We start from the raw sequence: 21,456 nt of genomic DNA on the forward strand, positions 1-21,456 counted from the left end.
CCCGTCCGCCGCTCGTCAGCATTGATAGCAAGCTATCAATCTGTTACCGCTCGACTTGCATGTGTTAGGCCTGCCGCCAGCGTTCAATCTGAGCCATGATCAAACTCTTCAATTAAAGTTTTGTTGTTTCTTTCGAAACGGCTCAATGAATACTGACTTCAAAACTAACTCTTCATAAATAAAGAGTGTAATTTTAAAGCTATTACCATTCCAACAGAATGGTAATGAATTGACTGTGCCAAACAATCTTCTCTATAAATAGATTAGGTTATTTGTATTGGTCACTCAGTTCATTGATAAATCTTTCGACTTAACTATTCAACGAGTGCCCACACAGATTGCATGGTCAAATTGTTAAAGAACATCCTGACTTTCGGTAACCGCTTGCGCCGTTGTCCGTGTCAGTGAGGTCGCATTATAGGGACTTAGATCACATTGGCAAGTGTTAATTTTCAAATTTATCAAAAAAAATGCGCGTTAGTGTACACCGTGATCAAATTCTCAAAATACGCTTTAAAAATAATCACCCACTACTGCTTTTCATGTTCTATAACATCATTCTATATCGCCTCTCTATATAGCCGTAATTAAACTAAGACAATTTTATGAAGCAAAAGCATCTAAATACGACCAAGCGACAGTAACAATATATAAATAACAGCATATATTGTTAAAAAAACTTAAATTCACACAAAAACAAAAACAATAAAAACAACCAGTAGAATAAAACCAACTTATAAATTTCGATTATTTATATCTTATTGGTATGATAAATCCTCTCGTGTCATATAATGGTGATGTATGTCACAAACAAAGCTAGTCCTTATGTTAGGATTCAGCCCTTTCATTAATTGGCATCTTATTCTGCCTCTTTAATTATAATCGAAAGCTATACAGGATTTGCTATGACAAACCAGAATCGCATCCTTCTGACGTGGATAAGTTTCTTATCTTATGCCCTAACTGGATCTCTGATTATCGTCACCGGTATCGTTATGGGAGATATTGCCAAATATTTTGATTTGCCAATATCTAGCATGAGTAACACTTTTACCTTTCTTAATACAGGTATTTTAATTTCAATCTTCCTTAATGTATGGTTGATGGAAATTGTACCGCTTAAGCGCCAGCTCATTTTTGGTTTCATTCTCATGCTATTAGCAATTCTTGGCCTTATTTTCGGTCATAATCTTGCTATCTTCTCTGGCTGCATGTTTGTACTTGGTGTAGTAAGTGGTATTACCATGTCGATTGGTACTTACTTAATTACTCATATTTATGATGGTAAAGAACGAGGTTCTCGCCTATTGTTTACTGATTCATTTTTCAGTATGGCAGGTATGATTTTCCCTGTAATTTCTGCTGCAGTGCTAGCACACCACATGCAATGGTACTGGGTATATGCTGCAATTGGTGTTATCTATCTTGCTATTTTCGTATTAGCATTAATCTCTACATTCCCAGTATTAGGTAAAGATGCACCTCAAGAAGAGACCACTAATGAACCAAAAGAAAAATGGGGATTAGGTGTTCTATTTCTAGCCATTGCTGCTTTATGTTACATCCTCGGTCAGCTAGGCTTTATTTCTTGGATCCCTGAGTACGCAACTCAAAAGCTAGGTTTATCAATTAGCGATGCCGGCCAATTAGTAAGTTACTTCTGGGGTGCTTATATGATTGGTATGTGGATTTTCAGTGTTCTACTTAAAAAATTCGACCTGCACTATTTTGTAGTTGTTTTATCTGGATTAGCAACTGTGTTGATGTATCTATTTAATAAAGATACTGATCCTCACAACCTTATCTATATCATTTCAGCACTTGGCTTTATCAGTAGTGCTATTTACACCACAATTATTACCTTAGGCTCACAACAGACCAAAGTATCATCACCAAAATTGGTTAACTTTATTCTGTTATGCGGCACAATCGGTACTATGTTAACTTTCGTAGTAACAAGTCCAATTGTTAAAAACTACGGTGCACACGCAGCATTAGTTACTGCCAACGGTTTATATGCTGTTGTATTTGTAATGTGTGTATTGGTTGGCTTTGTTACTAAACACCGCATTCATGGCCATAGTGGTCACTAACTAACATTGTACGAATAAAAAAGCCTCAATCAATTGAGGCTTTTTTTATACTTGAATAAAAGCAGCGAATTTGTTGTCGCTGCTATAGTTGTTATTAATTATTATTAGGACGCATTGATGGGAATAGAATCACATCACGAATAGTATGTGCATTCGTAAACAGCATCACTAAGCGGTCAATACCAATCCCTTCACCCGCTGTTGGTGGTAAACCAAATTCTAGCGCACGAATATAATCTTCATCATATTGCATCGCCTCATCATCACCCGCATCTTTTGCATCCATCTGTGCTTTAAAACGCGCATCTTGATCTTGAGCATCATTCAGTTCAGAGAAGCCATTCGCGACTTCACGACCACCAACAAAAAACTCAAACCTATCAGTTAAGAAAGCATCTTCGTTACTACGACGTGCTAATGGTGAGATATCAGCTGGGTAACCAGTAATAAATGTTGGTTGAATTAATTTAGGCTCAGCAGTTTCACCAAAAATTTCTTCTAACAACTGACCACAAGTCCAAAATGGTTCAACCGTTAGACCAACTTCTCGCGCAATATTTGCCATCAACTCACGATTTTTAACATCATCATAGGTTAGCGCTTGAATACGAGGGTTATCTTGAGTGTAGTGTTGAATTGCAGCCAACATCGTCATACGAGTATAAGGTCCATTAAACTCAATAACATGCTCGCCATAAGGTAATGCTGTATTACCACAAAGATCTTTTGCAATGGTACTTAATAAACTTTCTGTAAAATCAATCAGATCATTGTAATCAGAATATGCCATGTAAAATTCCATCATGGTAAATTCTGGGTTATGACGAGGTGATAGACCTTCATTACGGAAATTACGGTTAATTTCAAACACCCGCTCAAAGCCACCAACGACAAGGCGCTTCAAGTACAGCTCAGGCGCAATACGAAGATACATATCAATATCTAACGCATTGTGATGAGTCACAAAAGGTCGCGCTGAAGCACCGCCCGCAATTGGGTGCATCATTGGTGTTTCAACTTCCATAAATTGTTGTTTAATCATGAATTGACGAATCGCTGCCACCACTTTAGATCGCATGATCATGGTATTACGTGATTCTTCATTAATGATCAAATCTACATAACGTTGGCGGTAACGTTGTTCTTGATCGGTTAAACCGTGGTATTTTTCAGGTAAAGGGCGCAATGCTTTGGTTTGTAGCTCATAGCTATCCATGGTGACATAAAGTTCACCACGATCAGAACGATGTAATTGGCCTTTTACGCCAATAATATCGCCAATATCTAAACCATGATATTTTTGCTTTAACTCTGCCTGAACCTGTTTATCGGCATAAACTTGAATACGTCCAGAAACATCTTGTAATACCAAAAATGGTCCACGCTTTGCCATAATACGACCAGCGACAGCGGTTATATAAGTAGTATTAATCAAATCTTCTTTAGATTTATTTTTAAATTCAATGATTAATTCATTTGCTAATTTCAATCGACGAAAAGTATTTGGGTGACCATTTGCTTTACTGTCTTTTCTTATATAATCAAGTTTTGCTCGACGTTCAGCAATCAGCCTATTTTCATCAATTTCATTTTCTAACATAATATTTCCTTATCCATGAATCGTTTTATTAAAGCAAGAAGGGTTCGAATATTTATTTAAAAAAACTATATTTATAACCCGATATTAGACTTACTTTAAAATAAATAACCACAAAATAAAAAACGTGACCTATATCACAAAACATCAGAAATACATGATTTATTTATTTCTTAGATTTAAAAATGAAATATGAAATTACAGTTACCATTTAAATAAAAAATTCCATCTATATATAAAAGCAAATAGTATAGAAATTAATTTCATTATATTTTTTAACAATAGAATAAAAACCAAATGGCTTGGGTAAATTATAAAATAAATAACTGGTTATTAATTACAACAGAAAATTGTTTATATAAATCAGGACAAAATTATATTATAGAACCGAGAATTACCAAGCTATTAGCCTTTTTAGCCAAGCATCAGGGCATTGTTTTTACACGCGATGAATTAATTGAAAATGTTTGGGACGGTGCTGTTGTTAGTGAACAAGTCGTCACCCAATCTATCTTTGAGCTCCGTAAAACACTCAAAAAAATGGATGAAGATCATTGGATTGTTACTATTCCAAAGCGGGGTTATAAGCTTGATATCGACGTACAACAAATATATGTCGATCCCAACACTGGTTTTAAGTTGGAGGAGTTTCACTCTTCACATGAACACACTAATGACACCTCATCCCATGCATCTTTCCCTGCAGGGCCAATGACACGTGCTTTTAACGAAACCTCAAAAGAAGCACCATCATCGACAACAACAAGTTCAAATAATGTTAAATGGAACCATTGGTTTTTCGATATTTGCATTCTAACTATGTTATTAATTACACTTGTTTTTATCAGTTGGAGCAACGAAAAGATTACGCCACCGACAACCATATTAAATCCGCGCTTAATAAATATTGAATTGGCACAGCAGTCATCGACAAATCAGTTATATTCGATTGCGAAGATAATCAAAAATGCCTTATTTAAATCTACAAATTATATCAGTAGTTTCAGCGAGCAACCTAATGCAGGTAAAACACTGTCACTCTACGTCAATCAGCAACACCAATTACATATCGAACTATTTAACAACATATCAAAAACAGTTATGTTACAACAAAATCTTCATCTTGATAGTAAGAACTCATATATAATTATAGATAGTTTTCTCAATAAACTTATACAATCATTAAATTACAATCACCAACAAACTCAAAGTCATATTACTCTCACCAACCCTACTATTTTGTATGGCTACCTTGAATTACCTAGTGTCATAAATAATGATGGTCACACGAACATTAATTATATTAAACAAATCAGTAAACTTATTAAGTTATCGCCCAAAAATAGTTATTTATTAGCACAACGATACCTTGCTTATGCCATCATACTAACTATAAACAATAAAGTAACATCAATGCCAACATTGATGAATTATGGAAAAGTATTAGTCAAAAGCATTACACCAAATCAACAGCTTGTATCCAGTGAAATATATGATGCTTTAGCACTAAATGATCTTTACCAAGGTAATTTAACCGCTGCTGAACATTATTTATCACTGGCGGCATTACAGTCTCAGCAAAATACAGCATTACGCTACATTTTATTAGGTAAGCTCAGTGAACTTACGCATCAAAGACAGCAAGCCAACGAATACTATAGTATGGCTATGTATTTATCGCCTTCTCAAGAAACACTTCAACTCTGTCAAAAACTCGTTTTCATATCAGAAATAAATATAGCTGAAGTCACACCTCCGCACTAAATTTACAGCATCTACATATTTACCATTAAACAACACTATTTATTTCATTTCTCAATCAGTAACTAATTTACCTTTTTAGCAGGTCGCAATGCATAGACCTGTATTTGGTGATCATCGTTAATGACTATGCTGACTTAGCGTTAATAACAATAGTATCGCGACAGCTTAAATTAATATCTCCCCAAGTTTATAACGATTATCAAACGGCCATTATTTTACTGATAAATAATTTATTTTTTCACAAAAACCATAACATACTGTTTTTAAAGGGCTTAAAAATAAATAAAATTAAAAAAAAACAACTTTATTATTTAATTATCGTTGAGTAGAAGGTTATTTAATTAACTTTTCTATCTGCTGTAGATTAAATCGAAATTACTCGTCATTGATTATGTGGAAACAAAATCCTTCTTATTACTGACGTTAAACATGCTTAAACATTTTAAATATAATTGTATTATTTGGAGATCGTTACATGTCGTCCGATACATCAAAAAAAATAGGCTTAATCGCCTGTACCGGTGTGGTAGCCGGTAATATGATGGGTAGTGGTATCGCACTCTTGCCCTCGACATTGGCAAAAGTAGGTTCAATATCTATTTATAGCTGGATTATTTGTTTAGTCGGCGCATTGTCTTTGGCCTTTGTTTACGCTCGTTTAGCAACGAATAACCCTCAAGAAGGTGGTCCAATTGCCTATGCTGGTGAAGTTTCGCCTGCTTTTGGCTTCCAAACAGGTGTGCTTTATTACCATGCTAACTGGATTGGTAATCTTGCTATCGCTATCACTGGGGTATCGTACCTTTCTGTGTTCTTCCCAATTTTGAACAACACTATTCCAGCGGCAATCGCAACTATTGCCTCAGTTTGGATTTTCACCATTATTAACTTATTAGGTGGTTCATGGGTAAGTCGTCTATGTACATTAGGCTTAGTACTTATTCTTGTTCCTATCGTTGGTACTGCAGTGGTTGGTTGGGGGCATTTTGATGCGACAACTTACATGCAAAACTGGAATACTTCACATAGCTCAAACTCACACGCTATTGTTAGCGCGGTTCTAATCACCCTTTGGTCATTTGTTGGTGTTGAATCAGCAGCAGTATCATCTGGTATGGTTAAAAATCCTAAGAAAACAGTGCCATTAGCTACGTTACTTGGAACCGTTATTGCTGGTGTTATTTATATTCTATCAACTCAAGTTATTGCTGGTATGTTCCCAGCTTCTGAAGTAGCAGCTTCTGGTGCACCATTTGCACTTGCAACAACTGCTATCTTTGGTGCTTGGACAGCTCCATTTGTTGCAGCATTTACCGCTTTAGCGTGCTTTACATCTCTAGGTTCTTGGATGATGTTAGTAGGTGAGGCAGGCAAACGTGCAGCTAATGATGGCAACTTCCCTGCTGTTTTTGGTGAAACTGATAAAAATGGCGTCGCTAAAAAAGGTTTAGTTTTAGCATCTGTAATGATGACTATCCTGATGATTGCAATCACTATCTTTAGCTCTAGTGATAGTCATGCTTCAAACCTATTTGACATCCTAACATCTGACGCAGTGCTATTAACTATGCTGCCTTACTTCTACTCAGCTGTTAACTTAATTCGTTACGAAGGTATGACAACTCGCAATGTGTTTGTGATGTTGTTTGCAGGTGTTGCATGTATCTTCTGTTTCATCGCACTTATTGGTGCAGATCCATCAGCATTAGCCGCAACTTTCGTTGTTTCGCTAGCTATCTTCATGTTCTACGCTCGTAAGCTTGGCTTCCGTCAACACTTACAACTAGAACAACAAGAACAAGCGAATAAAGTGGCGCAATCTCACTAAGTTTACTCCCTAATAATATTATCAAGGCGCACGTTACACCTCCCAAATTGGAGTGGTGCGCCTTTGTTCACCCTGGAGATATTCAATAATGAATACTATAGCAATCTTAAATAACTTAGGCGTATTCTTCAAAAAATACCCAGTTCAAGAATTAGAACAAGCATTAGCAACACGTGGCTACAAAGTTGTGTATCCTGTTGATGAAAAGGATTTAATGAAGCTGCTTGAAATGAACCCACGTATTAGTGGTGTGATTTTTGACTGGGATACTTACTCATTAGACTTGTGCCAACAAATTAACCAAATTAACGAGAAATTACCGTTATATGCATTTGCTAATGAACATTCTACTTTAGATATTAATTTAGCTGATCTTCGTTTAAATATTTATTTCTTTGAATATTGCCTTGGTAGTGCTTCTGATATTGCACATAAAATTGAGCAAGCGACTGAAGATTACAAAGACAGTATTTTACCACCGCTAACAAAAGCATTATTTAACTACGTTGATGAAGCTAAGTATACGTTCTGTACTCCGGGTCACATGTCAGGTACTGCATTTAACAAAAGCCCTGTAGGTAGCATTTTCTACGATTTCTACGGTGCAAATACCTTTAAAGCAGATATTTCAATCTCAATGCCTGAACTTGGCTCATTGTTGGATCACTCAGGTCCTCACAAAGAAGCCGAAGAATACATTGCGCGTACATTTAACGCTGATCGTTCTTACATTGTGACTAACGGTACTTCAACTGCAAACAAAATTGTTGGTATGTTCTCAGCTCCTGCTGGCAGCACAGTATTGGTTGACCGTAACTGTCATAAATCATTAACTCACATGATGATGATGACCGATGTTGTGCCTATTTACTTTCGTCCAACACGTAACGCTTACGGTATTTTAGGTGGTATTCCTAAGAGTGAATTTAGCCGTGAAGTCATTGCAGAAAAAGTAGCAAATACTCCAGGTGCAACTAAACCAGGTTATGCGGTAGTCACTAACTCAACTTACGATGGTTTATTCTACAATACCCAATTTATTAAAGAGTCACTGGATACTAAGTTTATCCACTTTGATAGTGCTTGGGTGCCTTACACTAACTTTAACCCTATTTACGAAGGTAAATGTGGTATGAGTGGTGAAGCTATGCCGGGTAAAGTGTTCTATGAAACACAATCAACCCATAAATTACTGGCTGCATTCTCACAAGCTTCAATGATTCATGTTAAAGGTGAGCTTGAAGAAGAGTCTTTTAACGAAGCATTCATGATGCACACTTCAACATCACCACAATACGGTATTGTGGCGTCTGCTGAAATTTCTGCTGCTATGATGCATGGCAATGCTGGTCGTCGTTTAATTCAAGACTCAATCGACCGCGCAATTCGTTTCCGTAAAGAAATTAAAAAACTACGTTCTGAATGTGACGGTTGGTTCTTTGATGTTTGGCAACCAGAAAACATTGAAACAACGGAATGTTGGAACCTAAACCCTAATGATAAATGGCATGGTTTCAAGAATATCGATGAAGATCATATGTTCCTTGATCCAATCAAGATCACCCTACTTACACCAGGAATGAACGAAGAGGGCGAACTATCTACAACAGGTATTCCGGCTTCTATCGTAGCTAAGTTCCTTGACCAACACGGTATCGTAGTTGAAAAAACCGGTCCATACAGCTTATTATTCTTGTTCTCAATTGGTATTGATAAACCAAAAGCAATGCAGCTATTACGCGCATTAACTGAGTTCAAACGTGGCTATGATCGTAACATGACTATCAAGTCATTCTTGCCAGCACTATACCAAGAAGATCCTCAATTCTACGCTAATATGCGTGTACAAGATCTTGCACAAGGTATTCACGATTTAACCGTGAAATTCCAATTACCCGAGCTTATGTACAAAGCATTTGATGTGTTACCAGAAATGAAGATGACACCACATGATGCATGGCAACAAGAGCTACGTGGTGAGGTTCGTGAGATTCCATTATCAGAAATGGTCAATGAAATCAGTGCCAATATGATCCTTCCTTATCCTCCAGGCGTGCCTGTTGTGCTTCCTGGCGAAATGGTGACTGAGCAATCTCGCCCTGTATTAGATTTCCTTGAAATGCTATGCGAAATTGGTAATCACTTCCCTGGCTTTGAAACTGACATTCACGGTGTTTACAACGTTGATGGTGTTTACAAAGTGAAAGTGATCAAGCAGTAATCAATACGATCGACATAAGTCATATTAGGGCATGCTAGTAATAGCATGCCTTTTTTAGATCCTGTAAATAATTCTGTGTAACAGCTCTTCCTCAGTGGTATGGACTCCCCACCTTACTGACATTGTCAGCTACAGTTATAGCGTCAACCAAAAAGGAGCCCACACCATGAATAAGCCTAGCACTATTTGTATTGATCTCGCTAAAAACGTTTTTCAAGTTGCATTGTTTAATCAACATGGAAAATTAAAGTCTAATCAAAACATGTCTCAAGCTTAAATGGTCGCATTTATAGCCCAATATCCTACATCTATAATTTATATGGCGGCGTGTGGCTCTGCTCATTATTGGGGAGCGATATTTTCAAAATAATAAGCATCATATTCATCTACTCCCAGCTCAAATTGTCAGGATGTATCGAGCGAGTCCCTCGAAACCTCTAACCACTACACTCTAACCACTACACTCTAACCACTACACTCTAACCTCGCATCTCACATCTCACATCCCACATCTCACATCTCAATCCTAAAACCTCGACGCGATCTTCACTAACAACAGATCAAAAAAAGGCACACTCAGATGAGTGTGCCTTACTATTTAGTTTATTGGCGCTAATTAAATATTACGTGCGACTTCGTAAGCATCCCAAACCGCATTCATAATATTAGACACTTTACGTGCATCACCAATGAGGTAAGTATCTTTACCACGACTTAAAATCTCGTCATGAAGATCGTTAACGCTGGAGTAACCCACAGCAATACAAACGTTATCAGCTACAATCTGCTCAATGCCATTCGCTGTTTCGATATGCGCATGGCCATTCTTATAACCAACAAACTTACTGCTGGTCATAATGTTAACTTGCGCTTCTTCCATCAAATCAAGCAGCATTGATTTGTTAGCCCAGTTAGTATCAGCACCACCATCCATCACTTTAGACAGGTACTCAACCACTGTTACTTGCTTACCTTGATTCTTAAGCCATAGTGCAACTTCACAACCCACTAAACCGCCACCAATAATAACCACGTCATCGCCAACTGGCTTTTTAGCTAATAAAATATCATCGGCGCTGCAAATCTGTGGTTCATCAATACCTTCAATATTACGTAAACGTACTGGCACTGAACCTGTTGCAATAATCACTGCTTGCGCGTCATCTAACTCTTTTGAGTCTTTATCAATAGCAGTATTTAAATACATTGGTACAGCAAGGCGCTCTAGCTCAACACGATACCAATCAAGCAATTTCTCATCCGCTTTTTTGAAATCAGGTGCAGCAGCTTCATAAATATGACCACCAATTTGATCTGATTTTTCAAATAGCTTCACTTCATGACCAGCAAGTTTTGCTACTCGAGCACTTTCAAGACCCGCAATACCACCACCGATAACAATTACACGCTTAGGTTCTAATGCTTTTTCAATGTTATAGATCTTTTCACGACCACAAGCAGGATTCACTGAACATGAAATTGGCTTATGGTTGAAAATACGTTGTAAACAGCCATCGTGACAACCGATACATGGACGAATTTGCTCTTCACGATTTTTCATGACCTTATTTGGCCACTCAGGATCAGTCAATAACGGACGCGCTAAACCAACAAAGTCAATTGAACCATTTTTAATCGAGTCTTGAGCAAGTTGAGGATCACCCATCTTACCGCCCATGATGATAGGCACATTAACAACATCTTTAAGTTGTTTAACAAATGGTAGGTATAGGCCATCTTTCGCGTATAGCGGTGGGTGCGCCCAATACCATGCATCATAAGAGCCAGTATCGGCATTAAAGCCATCATAACCCGCTTTTTCAAGGATCTTAGCTAACTCAAGTCCTTCTTCAGTATCACGTCCAGATTCTTTAGCTGCGATATTAATACCGCCTTTACCCAATTCTTTAATAAATGAACGAATACTGTAACGTACGGTTACTGGATAGTTTTCACCCGCACCACGACGAATCGCTTTAAGAATTTCAATTGGGAAAGTCGCACGTTGTTCAAGATCACCGTTAAAACGGTCGCTACGATCTTTGTTAAACACTGACATAGTAAATTGATCGGCTAAATAACCTTCGTGCACTGCATGCAGTTCAATACCATCAAAACCAACTTTTTTAGCAATCGCTGCCGCTTCCTCAAAACGAGAAATAATGCGTTCCACTTCTTCTGTGGTTAAGGCACGACACATCACATCAGGTTGCCAATAGTTAGGTACTTCTGTTGGTGCGACCGGCTGAGTTTCAAGCAGTGTCGGTTTTGCGACGCGACCAAGACCCGCAGACACTTGTAAGAAGATTTTTGCGCCATAAGAATGCACGCGCTCAATCATTTCATAACATGAATTTTCAAAAGCAGTAGGATTATGAGTTACACAGGTAAATGTCGGCATTTTCATGCGTTCAATTTCATTTTCTACCTTAGTAAAGCCCGTAATAATCAGACCAACACCGCCCTTCGCTCTTTCAACAAAATAATCAGCAGCGCGTTGATTAAATTCGCCTTCACGGCCAGCAAGTCCCATTAGACCCATTGGTTCCATTACAATTCGGTTTTTAATAGTTACGCTACCAATTTTCATTGGGGTAAAGAGTTCTGATCTATTCATTATTATACTTTTGAGTTAACCAACAGTAACCCAAAGTCTAAAAGTAAAAATACTATTAATTAAGTGCATTAAATGCATGTTGGATATGCTCATATATCATAATAATTGCTTTTTGTATGACAATTACATTAGTTTTTATTACCTTACCAACTAAAGTCATCACTAATGCTGCCTTTAAAGCTATTGTTATGGAAACCACGACAAATCACTATATAAAGTAGGGATATAGTGTTTGATAGATACCACAGCAATACTGTATTCAATGCAACCTAATAGTGGCTTAGGGTCTTGATTAGCATTTACGGTGAAAATATCCATCATTAATGAAATAAGTCGTTATCGCCTGTAAAACCAGACAAAGCCAACCATGAAAAAATATTCACCATCACATTGATAAAATCACTTAAACAATCTTCAATCAACGTTATTTAACACTGAATGTTGTTAGCGCCACCACAAAACAACATACCTAAAAGGAATACAATATCTTATTGATTACTTTTTTAGGAATTCCCAAATGCTTAAAAAATGCATGTTAACACTGGCTTTGATCAGTATCAGTCAAGTCGCACTGGCAAGCCCCTCTTCTTCCTCAACAACCAGTTATAACCTGTTTTTAATCCCAAGCCACAATGTTGATAAAACAGTGTCAACCATTAGCAACCAACTTAAACAACAACAGTTATCTTCTCTTTACAGTCAAGGTTATTTACCTCATATCACGCTCTATTTATCACAATATTCAACCTCAAATCTCAAGTTACTTAAGCAACAAGCCCAACAACTAGCAAGCCAATGGCATCAATTTCCATTAACACTTGAACATATTGAGCGCACCAAAGGAGACTGGTTGATGCTCGAAATAAGTAATACCCGTGAGCTGCAACGCTTAGCAGATACCGCAGCCATTACTGTCTCTCCACTACGTAGCATGGTTCAAAAAGCGCCCGCTTGGGTAAGTCACTACCCTGAAAAACTAGCTGCATTCCAACGCTATGGTAGTCCTAATGTCTTTACTAATTTTGAACCCCATATCACCTTATTAGCGCAATCTGATCCTCAAAAACTAACCCAGTTTATGACCAATTATGGCCAAAAATTTCAGCCAATGAAGTTTAATGCATTGGGAATAGGCATTGCTGCGGTTAATAGTAACGGTCAGGCTAAAGCTGTTATTGCCCACTATTCATTTGCCAAATAACAGTTACAAAAAAGCCTCAACTATATTGAGGCTTTTATCTTTACCCTTTCTATATCAAGCTAAAAAACGAAAGCGATTACTCACTTTCTTGTTCATGCATTTCATCCATGAAACGTGCTCGACGTAATTCTGCCTCAGCCATAACAGCATTAATTTCTGCCATTAAACCATCTATATCAGCATCAACCTCGGTTTCAATAAATACCCCGGTTAATTCAGTCTCAGGGGTTAGCGTACCTGCTTGAAATAATGCCCACATTTCTTTGCCATATTGGGTTTCAAGTACTTGTGGCGCATAACGACCATAATAATTAGCCATGTTATTTACATCACGCTCAAACATCCATTTAGCGTTATTATTTGCAGAAGCATCTACTGCTTGGGGTAAATCAATAATTACTGGACCTTGACCATCCACCAGCACATTAAATTCTGATAAATCACCATGAATAAGACCAATGCATAACATGCGCTTGATATAAGTGATCATTAACCCATGATCGCGTAAGGCTTGTTCTTTGGTTAGCGTGATATCATTTAAACGTGGAGCAACAGCACCGTCGGCATCTGTAATTAACTCCATCAATAACACCCCATCAAAACAACCATAAGGAATCGGGGCACGCACATTCGCTTTTAGCAATAATGATAACGCATCAACTTCTGCTTGTTGCCATACTTTTTCTTGTTCATCACGGCCAAATTTAGAGCCTTTTTCCATGGCACGTGCACGACGACTATTACGTACCTTACGCCCTTCACGGTAGGTCACTGCCTTTTTAAAACTACGCTGGTCAATTTCTTTATAGACCTTGGCGCAACAAATTTTACCACCACTGCGAACAACATACACAGAGGCTTCTTTACCGCTCATCAGCTGAGATAAAACGTCATCAATAAGACCATCTTCAACCAAAGGTTGTAACCGTGGAGGAATCTTCATTACACCTACATTTGTCCGTAACTGGAAATATACCTGCTTATAATATCGCATTATCGCTAGCTGAAAATATTTAACAAGTATTGATAGGTGGTTATTTCTAAACCAGCACATTAGGTATAACACCGCTACACTAACCACCATCGACAACAACTAAAATATTTTCCTTAAAAAACAATAAGGTAAAACTAAGCGCTTGCCATATTGTTCCTATATTCAGTGCCTTCCAATAGTAACAAACCAAGGCGTAAGTAATATCAATAAACGGATGACACAATAGCTACAACATTCAACTTAGAAAACAACAACATAAAATTCCGCTCTTCAATATAGCTTTCATTTTCAGCTGCTTCCATTATTAGCGCCAATATAAATACCACCCATTAATGGGTAACGATTTAACAATAAGAATAATAATGAGAAATCACATGAACAATTGCTTGCTACCCCAAAAATCATTACTCACTCTAACAATCATCAGTGCGTTAACGTTATCACCATTAGCAATGGCACAAACAACAACGGCTAATGGCTTTATTAACGGCTCATCACTTACGACTAAATTTATCAGTGATACTCGCGTTCGTAGCAATAATGCTCATGCTGACTCTAATTACCATAGTCGATTAAATTATTCCGCTTACAATGCCATTGTCGATTTAAATTCTGGTTACTATAACAATTTTATTGGGGTCGATGTTGCTGGTTATTTAGCTGGAGATGTCTATAACAACAGTATTCAAAATAATAATGACCAGTATTTATCCAATGAGATTTCATTTTCACATAACCAAGATTGGGGCGCAGGTAATGGTCCTCATCTAAAACTTTATACAGCCGCGATTAAATTTAAATACCATGATCTCTTTAGCGGTAAAGTCGGTTTAATTCAATCCACAGGTAATGGCACCGTTGGTAATGTGTGGTCATTTGTACCCGGTACTTACCGTGGCTTAGAACTTAATACGCATGTTGGTGGTGGTAAACTAACTTACTTCTGGGCTGATAAATACACTGCACCATGGTTATTAAGTGAAAATGATTATGTTGGTTGGGCAAATACGCAGTGGAACTATTTACATTCATTAGGTTATGAAAACACTGTAGGAGATTTTTCTTATAATCTCGGTATTGGTCAAGCAATGGATGTTCGTTATAGCGGCACCAGCCGTAGCGTGAATCCAACCTCTTATAAACTCTATGCCCGTTATCAACTAAACCCTAATACTCAACTCGCGGCTGATTTTTATGGCGTTAACGACAAGGTTAAATATAACGGTTTAGGTTATATGTCTGGGCTATCGTTACATATCAATCATGGTCAATGGGGTTGGCTATCTCAACTGCGTTATGCCAACAGTAATAATGATACTGAAATTGTGCCACGTACTATTTATACCTACGCCATGAATAACGGCAATTGGTCACAATTTTGGGATGCGTTATCAGATTGGAACCAATCTGGTGAAGTATCAATGTATAACCGATTATCTTTTAATGCAGGTAATGGCTGGAACTACTATATGGGTGTAGGTTACGGCTCAGGAATGAACAGCAATAAAGTCGGCTACAGCAGTGAAGCAGCAGTAAATGGTACTGTTGGCTATACCCTTCAACAAGGCACTTTAAAAGGCAGTGTGGTGCAGTTACATAGCACGTGGTTAACCCGTGACGAAATTAAATCAGCCACCGTAGGTAGAGATGAAACAGATGTTCGTCTACAAGTAATCGTCCCTTATTCAGTATTTTAATAACAACAAATAAGATCTGAGCCTCAACATTCTGGTGGGGCTTTTTTAAAGGGGGACTTAAACCCGCTTTCCTTTGATTGATGACAAGGTGAAAAGCGAACTTAAGAAATTTAGAATGACAATGAGGCACAAAAAAAGCCCCAATCTTACGATTGAGGCTTTTCTCTGAAATTTGGTGCCCGAGGACGGACTTGAACCGTCACTCCCGAAGGAAACGGATTTTGAATCCGTCGTGTATACCAATTTCACCACTCGGGCTTATGGTGGCTATTATACGTATATCGTGTTGATGCGCAAGCAATTAGCTAGAATTTTTATAATATAAATACCAGACCGTTGGTTTTTTAAACTAGATTGATTGTATTGCTGCTAATCAAACCATCGCTAATACAGCACTGAATATATTTTGTAGCAATTTAGTGCATTCATTCGTATTTCGTTTACTGCTACACTGCCGATCATAAGGATTTGTTCATCCATCATTGATACTGGAACCATCATGAAGAAAATCAAGCCAAAGCATATTGTCCCTTCACACCAATACCCTAGCTTATTTCGTCGTTTAGGCGCTTGGTTCTACGATATGTTGATCATCGTGGCTATTTTAATGGTTGCAGGTGCGCTAGCGATGGCGATCGTGGCAGCACTACTTTATATTGGTGTGCTTACATTAGGTAACTACCAAGATGCCAGTGACTATTTGATGTCAGATCCCACCGCCAGCATGTTATATAGTGCTTATCTTGCTATGATTATTATTGGTTTTTATGGCTATTTCTGGACTCAAGCAGGGCAAACATTAGGCATGCGAGCATGGAAACTCAAACTTCAAAACCAAGATGGTTCACACATTAAAATCACTCAAGCATTGATTCGTATTGCTACCTCTGCTTTTGGTTTAGGTAACTTACTGGCATTTAATAGTCAGCGTCGCTCAATGCAAGATATTATGGCTGAATGTGAAATGGTCGTGACAGATAACGTCAAATAATACGCTATCATTTAAGACAACAGCCAATAAAAAAGGAGCCATCAGGCTCCCTTTTTATCGTTATAATTTACGTCTGAGTAAGTAGATGGTTATCGCTAAAAACACCAGACTTGGCGCAAGTGCGCCGATAAACGGTGGTAAGTTATATACCAAACTCATCGGTCCAAAGACTTCATTTGAAATATAGAAAGCAAAACCAAAAATTACCCCAGATAATACTCGCGCTCCCATGGTCACAGAGCGCAATGGGCCAAACACAAATGATAATGCCAATAGCATCATTACTGCGATGGAAACAGGTTGTAATGCTTTACGCCAAAATGCCAATTCATAACGCATAGCATCTTGCTTAGATTCCTTTAAATAACCGACATAGTCATATAACCCAGATAACGATAATTCTTCAGGTTTCACGGTTACTACCGCTAATTTATCGGGCGTTAACGTAGTTTGCCATTTTTTAGTCTCATAATGGGTGTTGCTGATCTGAGCCTTATTGGTCATATCAGTCACAGTCACATTATGCATCGTCCAGCCTTTTTGAGCGTCATAACTGGCTGTCTTGGCTGATAACACATCAAGCAGTTTATCTTGACTATTAAATTGCCAAATATTAACCACATCAATTTGATTTTTATCATGCACACGGCCGAGATAAATAAAGTCATTATCATCTTTAGCCCACACACCACTTTGAACCGATAGCATACTGCCACCACTGATCCATAATGCTCGCAGCTCACGCGCAGCTTTTTGTGCTTGTGGTGCACCCCATTGGCCTAATAAGGTCACAATGATCATTAATGGCACCGCGGTTTTTAAGGTTGATAAACCTATATCTAACTTCGAAAATCCCGCAGCTTGCATTACCACCAGCTCAGAGCTTGAGGCTAACATCCCTAAACCAATTAATGCGCCAAGTAATACCGCCATCGGAAAGAATGTCACAATATCTTGTGGCATCGATAACAACACAAAATACAATGCTTTTAGTAAGTCATAACTGCCTTGACCCACTTTACGTAACTGCTCAACATATTTAATGATGGCAGATAAACCCACTAACGTTGATAAGGTTAATGCCGATGTCGCGATAATAGTTCGGCCAATATACCAGTCGAGAATTTTAAACATTAACCGCGTCTCCGTAATTTATCTTTGAGGCGTCGAACCGGTAAACTATCCCAGCAATTTAAACCAATGGCGATCAATAACGCACCAATATTAATCGGCCACATTCCTACCCACCCCGGAATGAAACCATCTTCAATCGCAGATTTTGCTGATGATATTGCTAAGAAATAAGCTAAGTAAATCAATACTGCAGGTGCTAATTTTGCAAACCGTCCTTGACGCGGATTAACCGCAGACAATGGCACCACAATCATCACTAATAACGGAATACATAGAATTAGCGATAATCGCCATTGAAGCTCTGCCGTCGCCGCTTTAGTTGGATCTTTTAATAATTCAGCAGTAGTTTTTGCTTCCCAATCACGGTCGCCTTGCTTCACTTTACGCTGACCAATTAACGCTTGATAATCATCAAATTGAGTGATGCCATAATTAAGCTGCGTCGGTACACCTTCATAACGGGTACCTTGCTGTAAATCCAACATTTGACGACCATCGGGTTGCTCTGTCACAAAACCACGCTTTGCCACCATAACGCTAGGTTGCAACGTATCTTGCGCTCTTAATTGAGCAACAAAGACATTGTGCAGCTTTGAGCCTTTATCGGTAATATCATTAACGAACACTACGCCAGAACCATTAGGTGTCATCTGAAACGTCCCTTTAACCAGCATATTTAAACCCGGATCGGCTTTAGCTTGTTCGGTAATTTGTTCAATTTTATATTGTGCCCACGGTGCAACCCACAATGAATTGGCTGTTGCGATCGAGCCGGTAATCAAGGCTAACGCTAAGGCGGCACGAATAAGAAATTTATTCCCCATGCCGGTAGCGCTCATTACCGTAATTTCACTTTCAGCGTACAAACGGCCAAATGTAAGCAAAATGCCAATATATAAACTCAGTGGTAACATCAGCAACGCCATTGCTGGAATAGAGAGTCCCATTAAAGTCACAATGAGATCACTTGGGATCGAACCATCCGTCGCTTGTGCTAAAATGCGAATGAATTTTTGGCTAATAAAAACAAGAAAAAGCACAAAAAGGACTGCTAATTGGCTTTTTACTGTCTCTCTCGTCAAATACCTAACAATAATCACGCGTTATATTCCCATAGAAAACTTGTTTTTTTGATGGAATCACTATAGTTTTTGGTTAAATTAGTTATTTTTTTATCTTTCGGCTGAATGTAAGTCCGCGCTTTAAGCCTATACCGAAATCTCGGCAGAGCAAGCAAGTGTGGTATTATCTAACATTTAGCGTTAATTGTCTTTATAGGATGTTAGGAGTACGCATGGAGTTCAGTGTCAAAAGCGGTAGCCCCGAAAAACAGCGCAGTGCGTGTATTGTCGTGGGCGTATTTGAGCCACGTCGCCTCTCTCCAATCGCGGAACAGTTAGACAAAATAAGTGATGGCTATATTAGCTCATTACTACGTCGTGGTGATCTTGAAGGAAAACCAGGACAGATGTTGCTATTACATCATGTTCCAAACGTATTGTCAGAACGTGTACTACTTGTTGGTTGTGGTAAAGAACGTGAGCTTGATGAACGCCAGTATAAGCAAATCATCAAAAAAACCATTAGCACCCTTAATGAAACCGGTTCAATGGAAGCAGTATGTTTCCTTACTGAACTGCACGTTAAAGGTCGTGATACCTACTGGAAAGTACGTCAAGCAGTAGAAACCACCAAAGATAGCCTTTACACTTTTAATCAATTTAAAAGTAACAAGCCAGAGACGCGCCGTCCACTACGCAAATTAGTTTTTAATGTACCAACACGTCGCGAACTGTCTTTAGGCGAACGCGCTATTGCTCATGGTCTTGCTATTTCTTCTGGCGTTAAAGCTAGTAAAGACCTTGGTAATATGCCGCCTAACGTGGCAAACCCTGCTTATTTAGCCTCACAGGCACGTCGTTTAGCCGATGATTTTGAAACAGTAAGTACTAAAATTATTGGTGAACAAGAAATGGCAACCTTAGGTATGACCTCATACCTTGCTGTTGGCCAAGGTTCTAAAAATGAAGCCATGATGTCGGTGATTGAATATAAAGGTCACCCAGATCCAGATACCAAACCAATTGTATTGGTAGGTAAAGGCTTAACATTTGACTCAGGCGGTATTTCTATCAAGCCTGGTGCGCAAATGGACGAAATGAAGTATGACATGTGTGGTGCAGCTTCCGTGTTTGGTACCATGAAAGCACTGGCTAAATTAAACCTACCAATCAATGTCGTGGGTATTTTAGCAGGCTGTGAAAATATGCCAGGTGGCGGTGCTTACCGTCCGGGTGATATTTTAACCACCATGTCAGGTCAAACAGTTGAAGTGTTAAATACTGATGCTGAAGGCCGTTTAGTGTTATGTGATGCATTAACTTATGTTGAGCGTTTTGACCCTGAGTGTGTGGTTGATATTGCTACATTAACAGGAGCATGTGTGGTGGCACTTGGCCATCATATTAGTGGTTTAATGGGTAACCATAATCCATTAGCACATGAGTTAATTAATGCATCAGAGCAATCGGGCGATCGCGCTTGGCGCTTACCGATGAGTGATGAGTACCAAGAGCAAATTGCAAGTCCATTTGCAGATATGGCTAACCTAGGTACACCGGGTGCAGGTACGATCACTGCAGCTTGCTTCTTATCACGCTTTACTAAGAAGTATAATTGGGCTCACCTAGATATTGCTGGTACTGCTTGGAAAGGTGGTGCAGCGAAAGGGTCAACTGGACGTCCAGTGCCATTGCTGGTCCAATTCCTTCTCAATCGAGCAGGCCAAGAGATTGTCGAATAAGACACTCAGAAAAGGGCCATTGGCCCTTTTCTTTTAGGACATTAATTTATGACTCATGCTACGTTTTATATATTAGATGATAATCAAGATGGTGCTGATAGCGATTTTCAGTGGCATTTTGCTTGTCGTTGCGCAGCCATGAGTTACCGTCAAGGATTACGGGTTTATTTACTTGCAGCAAACAAACAACAAGCAGAACAAATAGATGAATATCTATGGCAACAAGATCCTGACAGCTTTGTTCCACACAATTTAATTGGTGAAGGACCAAGAGGCGGATCGCCGGTTGAAATTGGTTGGCCCGGTTTACGCTATAGCGGACACCGAGCAGTATTAATTAATTTAGCCGAAATTGTCGCAAATTTTGCGGTTAGCTTTGCACAAGTGGTAGACTTTGTCCCTTGCGATGAAACGCTCAAACAGCAGGCACGTGAACGTTACAAGGCCTATCGCCTTGCTGGCATTCAAATTACGACTGCCAATGCTGTTACTGAGACGCCTTAATTCCACATAGAA

14 protein-coding genes, 1 tRNA gene and 1 rRNA gene are annotated in these 21,456 nt (G+C 38.6%); 9 read left to right on the forward strand and 7 right to left on the reverse strand.

Going from position 1 to position 21,456, the window contains the following annotated elements; genetic code table 11:
- Nucleotides 1-115 (reverse strand): 16S ribosomal RNA (locus PAND9192_RS16410); the annotation flags it as partial.
- A 790-nt stretch (nucleotides 116-905) separates the two neighbouring features.
- Here PAND9192_RS16410 and tsgA point away from each other — a divergent pair.
- Nucleotides 906-2,093, forward strand: coding sequence for an MFS transporter TsgA (gene tsgA / locus PAND9192_RS16415; protein ID WP_087854607.1), 1,188 nt, complete (start codon nucleotides 906-908; stop codon nucleotides 2,091-2,093).
- Nucleotides 2,094-2,187: 94 nt separating this feature from the next.
- On the opposite strand, the gene lysS is transcribed toward tsgA, so the two are convergent.
- Nucleotides 2,188-3,693: a lysine--tRNA ligase gene (lysS, locus tag PAND9192_RS16420; RefSeq protein WP_087854608.1), complete on the reverse strand. Its 1,506-nt coding sequence runs from the start codon at nucleotides 3,691-3,693 to the stop codon at nucleotides 2,188-2,190.
- A 294-nt stretch (nucleotides 3,694-3,987) separates the two neighbouring features.
- On the opposite strand from lysS, the gene PAND9192_RS16425 reads away from it, so the two are divergent.
- From PAND9192_RS16425 to cadA, 3 genes are all read left to right on the forward strand, one after another.
- Nucleotides 3,988-5,454, forward strand: a complete 1,467-nt coding sequence (locus PAND9192_RS16425; protein WP_087854609.1) for a winged helix-turn-helix domain-containing protein — start codon at nucleotides 3,988-3,990, stop codon at nucleotides 5,452-5,454.
- Between the two features lie 475 nt (nucleotides 5,455-5,929).
- Nucleotides 5,930-7,282, forward strand: a complete 1,353-nt coding sequence (gene cadB / locus PAND9192_RS16430; RefSeq protein ID WP_087846004.1) for a cadaverine/lysine antiporter — start codon at nucleotides 5,930-5,932, stop codon at nucleotides 7,280-7,282.
- Between the two features lie 88 nt (nucleotides 7,283-7,370).
- On the forward strand, nucleotides 7,371-9,503 hold the full coding sequence (gene cadA, locus PAND9192_RS16435) for a lysine decarboxylase (protein WP_087854610.1): 2,133 nt from the start codon (nucleotides 7,371-7,373) through the stop codon (nucleotides 9,501-9,503).
- A 616-nt stretch (nucleotides 9,504-10,119) separates the two neighbouring features.
- On the opposite strand, the gene PAND9192_RS16440 is transcribed toward cadA, so the two are convergent.
- Nucleotides 10,120-12,120 (reverse strand): oxidoreductase, encoded by a 2,001-nt coding sequence (locus tag PAND9192_RS16440; protein WP_087854611.1) that lies wholly within the window; start codon nucleotides 12,118-12,120, stop codon nucleotides 10,120-10,122.
- 517 nt (nucleotides 12,121-12,637) lie between these two features.
- On the opposite strand from PAND9192_RS16440, the gene PAND9192_RS16445 reads away from it, so the two are divergent.
- Complete coding sequence (locus PAND9192_RS16445) at nucleotides 12,638-13,321, forward strand: 2'-5' RNA ligase family protein (RefSeq protein ID WP_087854612.1); 684 nt, start codon at nucleotides 12,638-12,640, stop codon at nucleotides 13,319-13,321.
- 76 nt (nucleotides 13,322-13,397) lie between these two features.
- On the opposite strand, the gene PAND9192_RS16450 is transcribed toward PAND9192_RS16445, so the two are convergent.
- Nucleotides 13,398-14,264: a PA4780 family RIO1-like protein kinase gene (locus tag PAND9192_RS16450; RefSeq protein WP_087854613.1), complete on the reverse strand. Its 867-nt coding sequence runs from the start codon at nucleotides 14,262-14,264 to the stop codon at nucleotides 13,398-13,400.
- Nucleotides 14,265-14,689: 425 nt separating this feature from the next.
- On the opposite strand from PAND9192_RS16450, the gene PAND9192_RS16455 reads away from it, so the two are divergent.
- Nucleotides 14,690-16,012 carry a porin gene (locus tag PAND9192_RS16455; RefSeq protein WP_087854614.1) on the forward strand — a complete coding sequence of 441 codons (1,323 nt, stop codon included), beginning with the start codon at nucleotides 14,690-14,692 and terminating at the stop codon, nucleotides 16,010-16,012.
- A 173-nt stretch (nucleotides 16,013-16,185) separates the two neighbouring features.
- Here the strand turns inward: PAND9192_RS16455 and PAND9192_RS16460 are convergent.
- A tRNA-Leu gene (locus tag PAND9192_RS16460) sits at nucleotides 16,186-16,270 on the reverse strand.
- Between the two features lie 241 nt (nucleotides 16,271-16,511).
- Between PAND9192_RS16460 and PAND9192_RS16465 the strand changes: the two genes are divergently transcribed.
- A complete protein-coding gene (locus tag PAND9192_RS16465; protein WP_087854615.1) occupies nucleotides 16,512-17,003 on the forward strand; it encodes an RDD family protein in 492 nt (163 codons plus the stop codon).
- A 60-nt stretch (nucleotides 17,004-17,063) separates the two neighbouring features.
- Here the strand turns inward: PAND9192_RS16465 and lptG are convergent, their stop codons facing one another.
- Both lptG and lptF read right to left on the reverse strand, forming a co-directional pair.
- Nucleotides 17,064-18,137: an LPS export ABC transporter permease LptG gene (gene lptG, locus PAND9192_RS16470; protein WP_065176386.1), complete on the reverse strand. Its 1,074-nt coding sequence runs from the start codon at nucleotides 18,135-18,137 to the stop codon at nucleotides 17,064-17,066.
- Entirely contained in the window at nucleotides 18,137-19,237 is a 1,101-nt protein-coding gene (lptF, locus tag PAND9192_RS16475; RefSeq protein ID WP_087854616.1) for an LPS export ABC transporter permease LptF, read from the reverse strand. Before lptF ends, lptG begins: the two co-directional genes overlap by 1 nt.
- A 194-nt stretch (nucleotides 19,238-19,431) precedes the next feature.
- On the opposite strand from lptF, the gene pepA reads away from it, so the two are divergent.
- Both pepA and PAND9192_RS16485 read left to right on the forward strand, forming a co-directional pair.
- A complete protein-coding gene (gene pepA, locus PAND9192_RS16480; protein ID WP_060998556.1) occupies nucleotides 19,432-20,940 on the forward strand; it encodes a leucyl aminopeptidase in 1,509 nt (502 codons plus the stop codon).
- Between the two features lie 48 nt (nucleotides 20,941-20,988).
- Nucleotides 20,989-21,444 carry a DNA polymerase III subunit chi gene (locus PAND9192_RS16485; protein WP_060998555.1) on the forward strand — a complete coding sequence of 152 codons (456 nt, stop codon included), beginning with the start codon at nucleotides 20,989-20,991 and terminating at the stop codon, nucleotides 21,442-21,444.
- Nucleotides 21,445-21,456 lie beyond the last annotated feature (12 nt).

It is taken from the genome of Photobacterium andalusiense (assembly GCF_900185625.1).
Taxonomy (GTDB): domain Bacteria; phylum Pseudomonadota; class Gammaproteobacteria; order Enterobacterales; family Vibrionaceae; genus Photobacterium; species Photobacterium aquimaris.

Bases quoted from the DNA above. Each gene is read 5' to 3' on its own strand.
- lptG (WP_065176386.1), bottom strand. From the start codon at position 18,137: ATGTTTAAAATTCTCGACTGGTATATTGGCCGAACTATTATCGCGACA.
- cadB (WP_087846004.1), top strand. From the start codon at position 5,930: ATGTCGTCCGATACATCAAAAAAAATAGGCTTAATCGCCTGTACCGGT.
- PAND9192_RS16450 (WP_087854613.1), bottom strand. From the start codon at position 14,264: ATGAAGATTCCTCCACGGTTACAACCTTTGGTTGAAGATGGTCTTATT.
- PAND9192_RS16465 (WP_087854615.1), top strand. From the start codon at position 16,512: ATGAAGAAAATCAAGCCAAAGCATATTGTCCCTTCACACCAATACCCT.
- pepA (WP_060998556.1), top strand. From the start codon at position 19,432: ATGGAGTTCAGTGTCAAAAGCGGTAGCCCCGAAAAACAGCGCAGTGCG.
- tsgA (WP_087854607.1), top strand. From the start codon at position 906: ATGACAAACCAGAATCGCATCCTTCTGACGTGGATAAGTTTCTTATCT.
- PAND9192_RS16425 (WP_087854609.1), top strand. From the start codon at position 3,988: ATGGCTTGGGTAAATTATAAAATAAATAACTGGTTATTAATTACAACA.
- PAND9192_RS16445 (WP_087854612.1), top strand. From the start codon at position 12,638: ATGCTTAAAAAATGCATGTTAACACTGGCTTTGATCAGTATCAGTCAA.
- PAND9192_RS16455 (WP_087854614.1), top strand. From the start codon at position 14,690: ATGAACAATTGCTTGCTACCCCAAAAATCATTACTCACTCTAACAATC.
- cadA (WP_087854610.1), top strand. From the start codon at position 7,371: ATGAATACTATAGCAATCTTAAATAACTTAGGCGTATTCTTCAAAAAA.
- PAND9192_RS16440 (WP_087854611.1), bottom strand. From the start codon at position 12,120: ATGAATAGATCAGAACTCTTTACCCCAATGAAAATTGGTAGCGTAACT.
- PAND9192_RS16485 (WP_060998555.1), top strand. From the start codon at position 20,989: ATGACTCATGCTACGTTTTATATATTAGATGATAATCAAGATGGTGCT.
- lysS (WP_087854608.1), bottom strand. From the start codon at position 3,693: ATGTTAGAAAATGAAATTGATGAAAATAGGCTGATTGCTGAACGTCGA.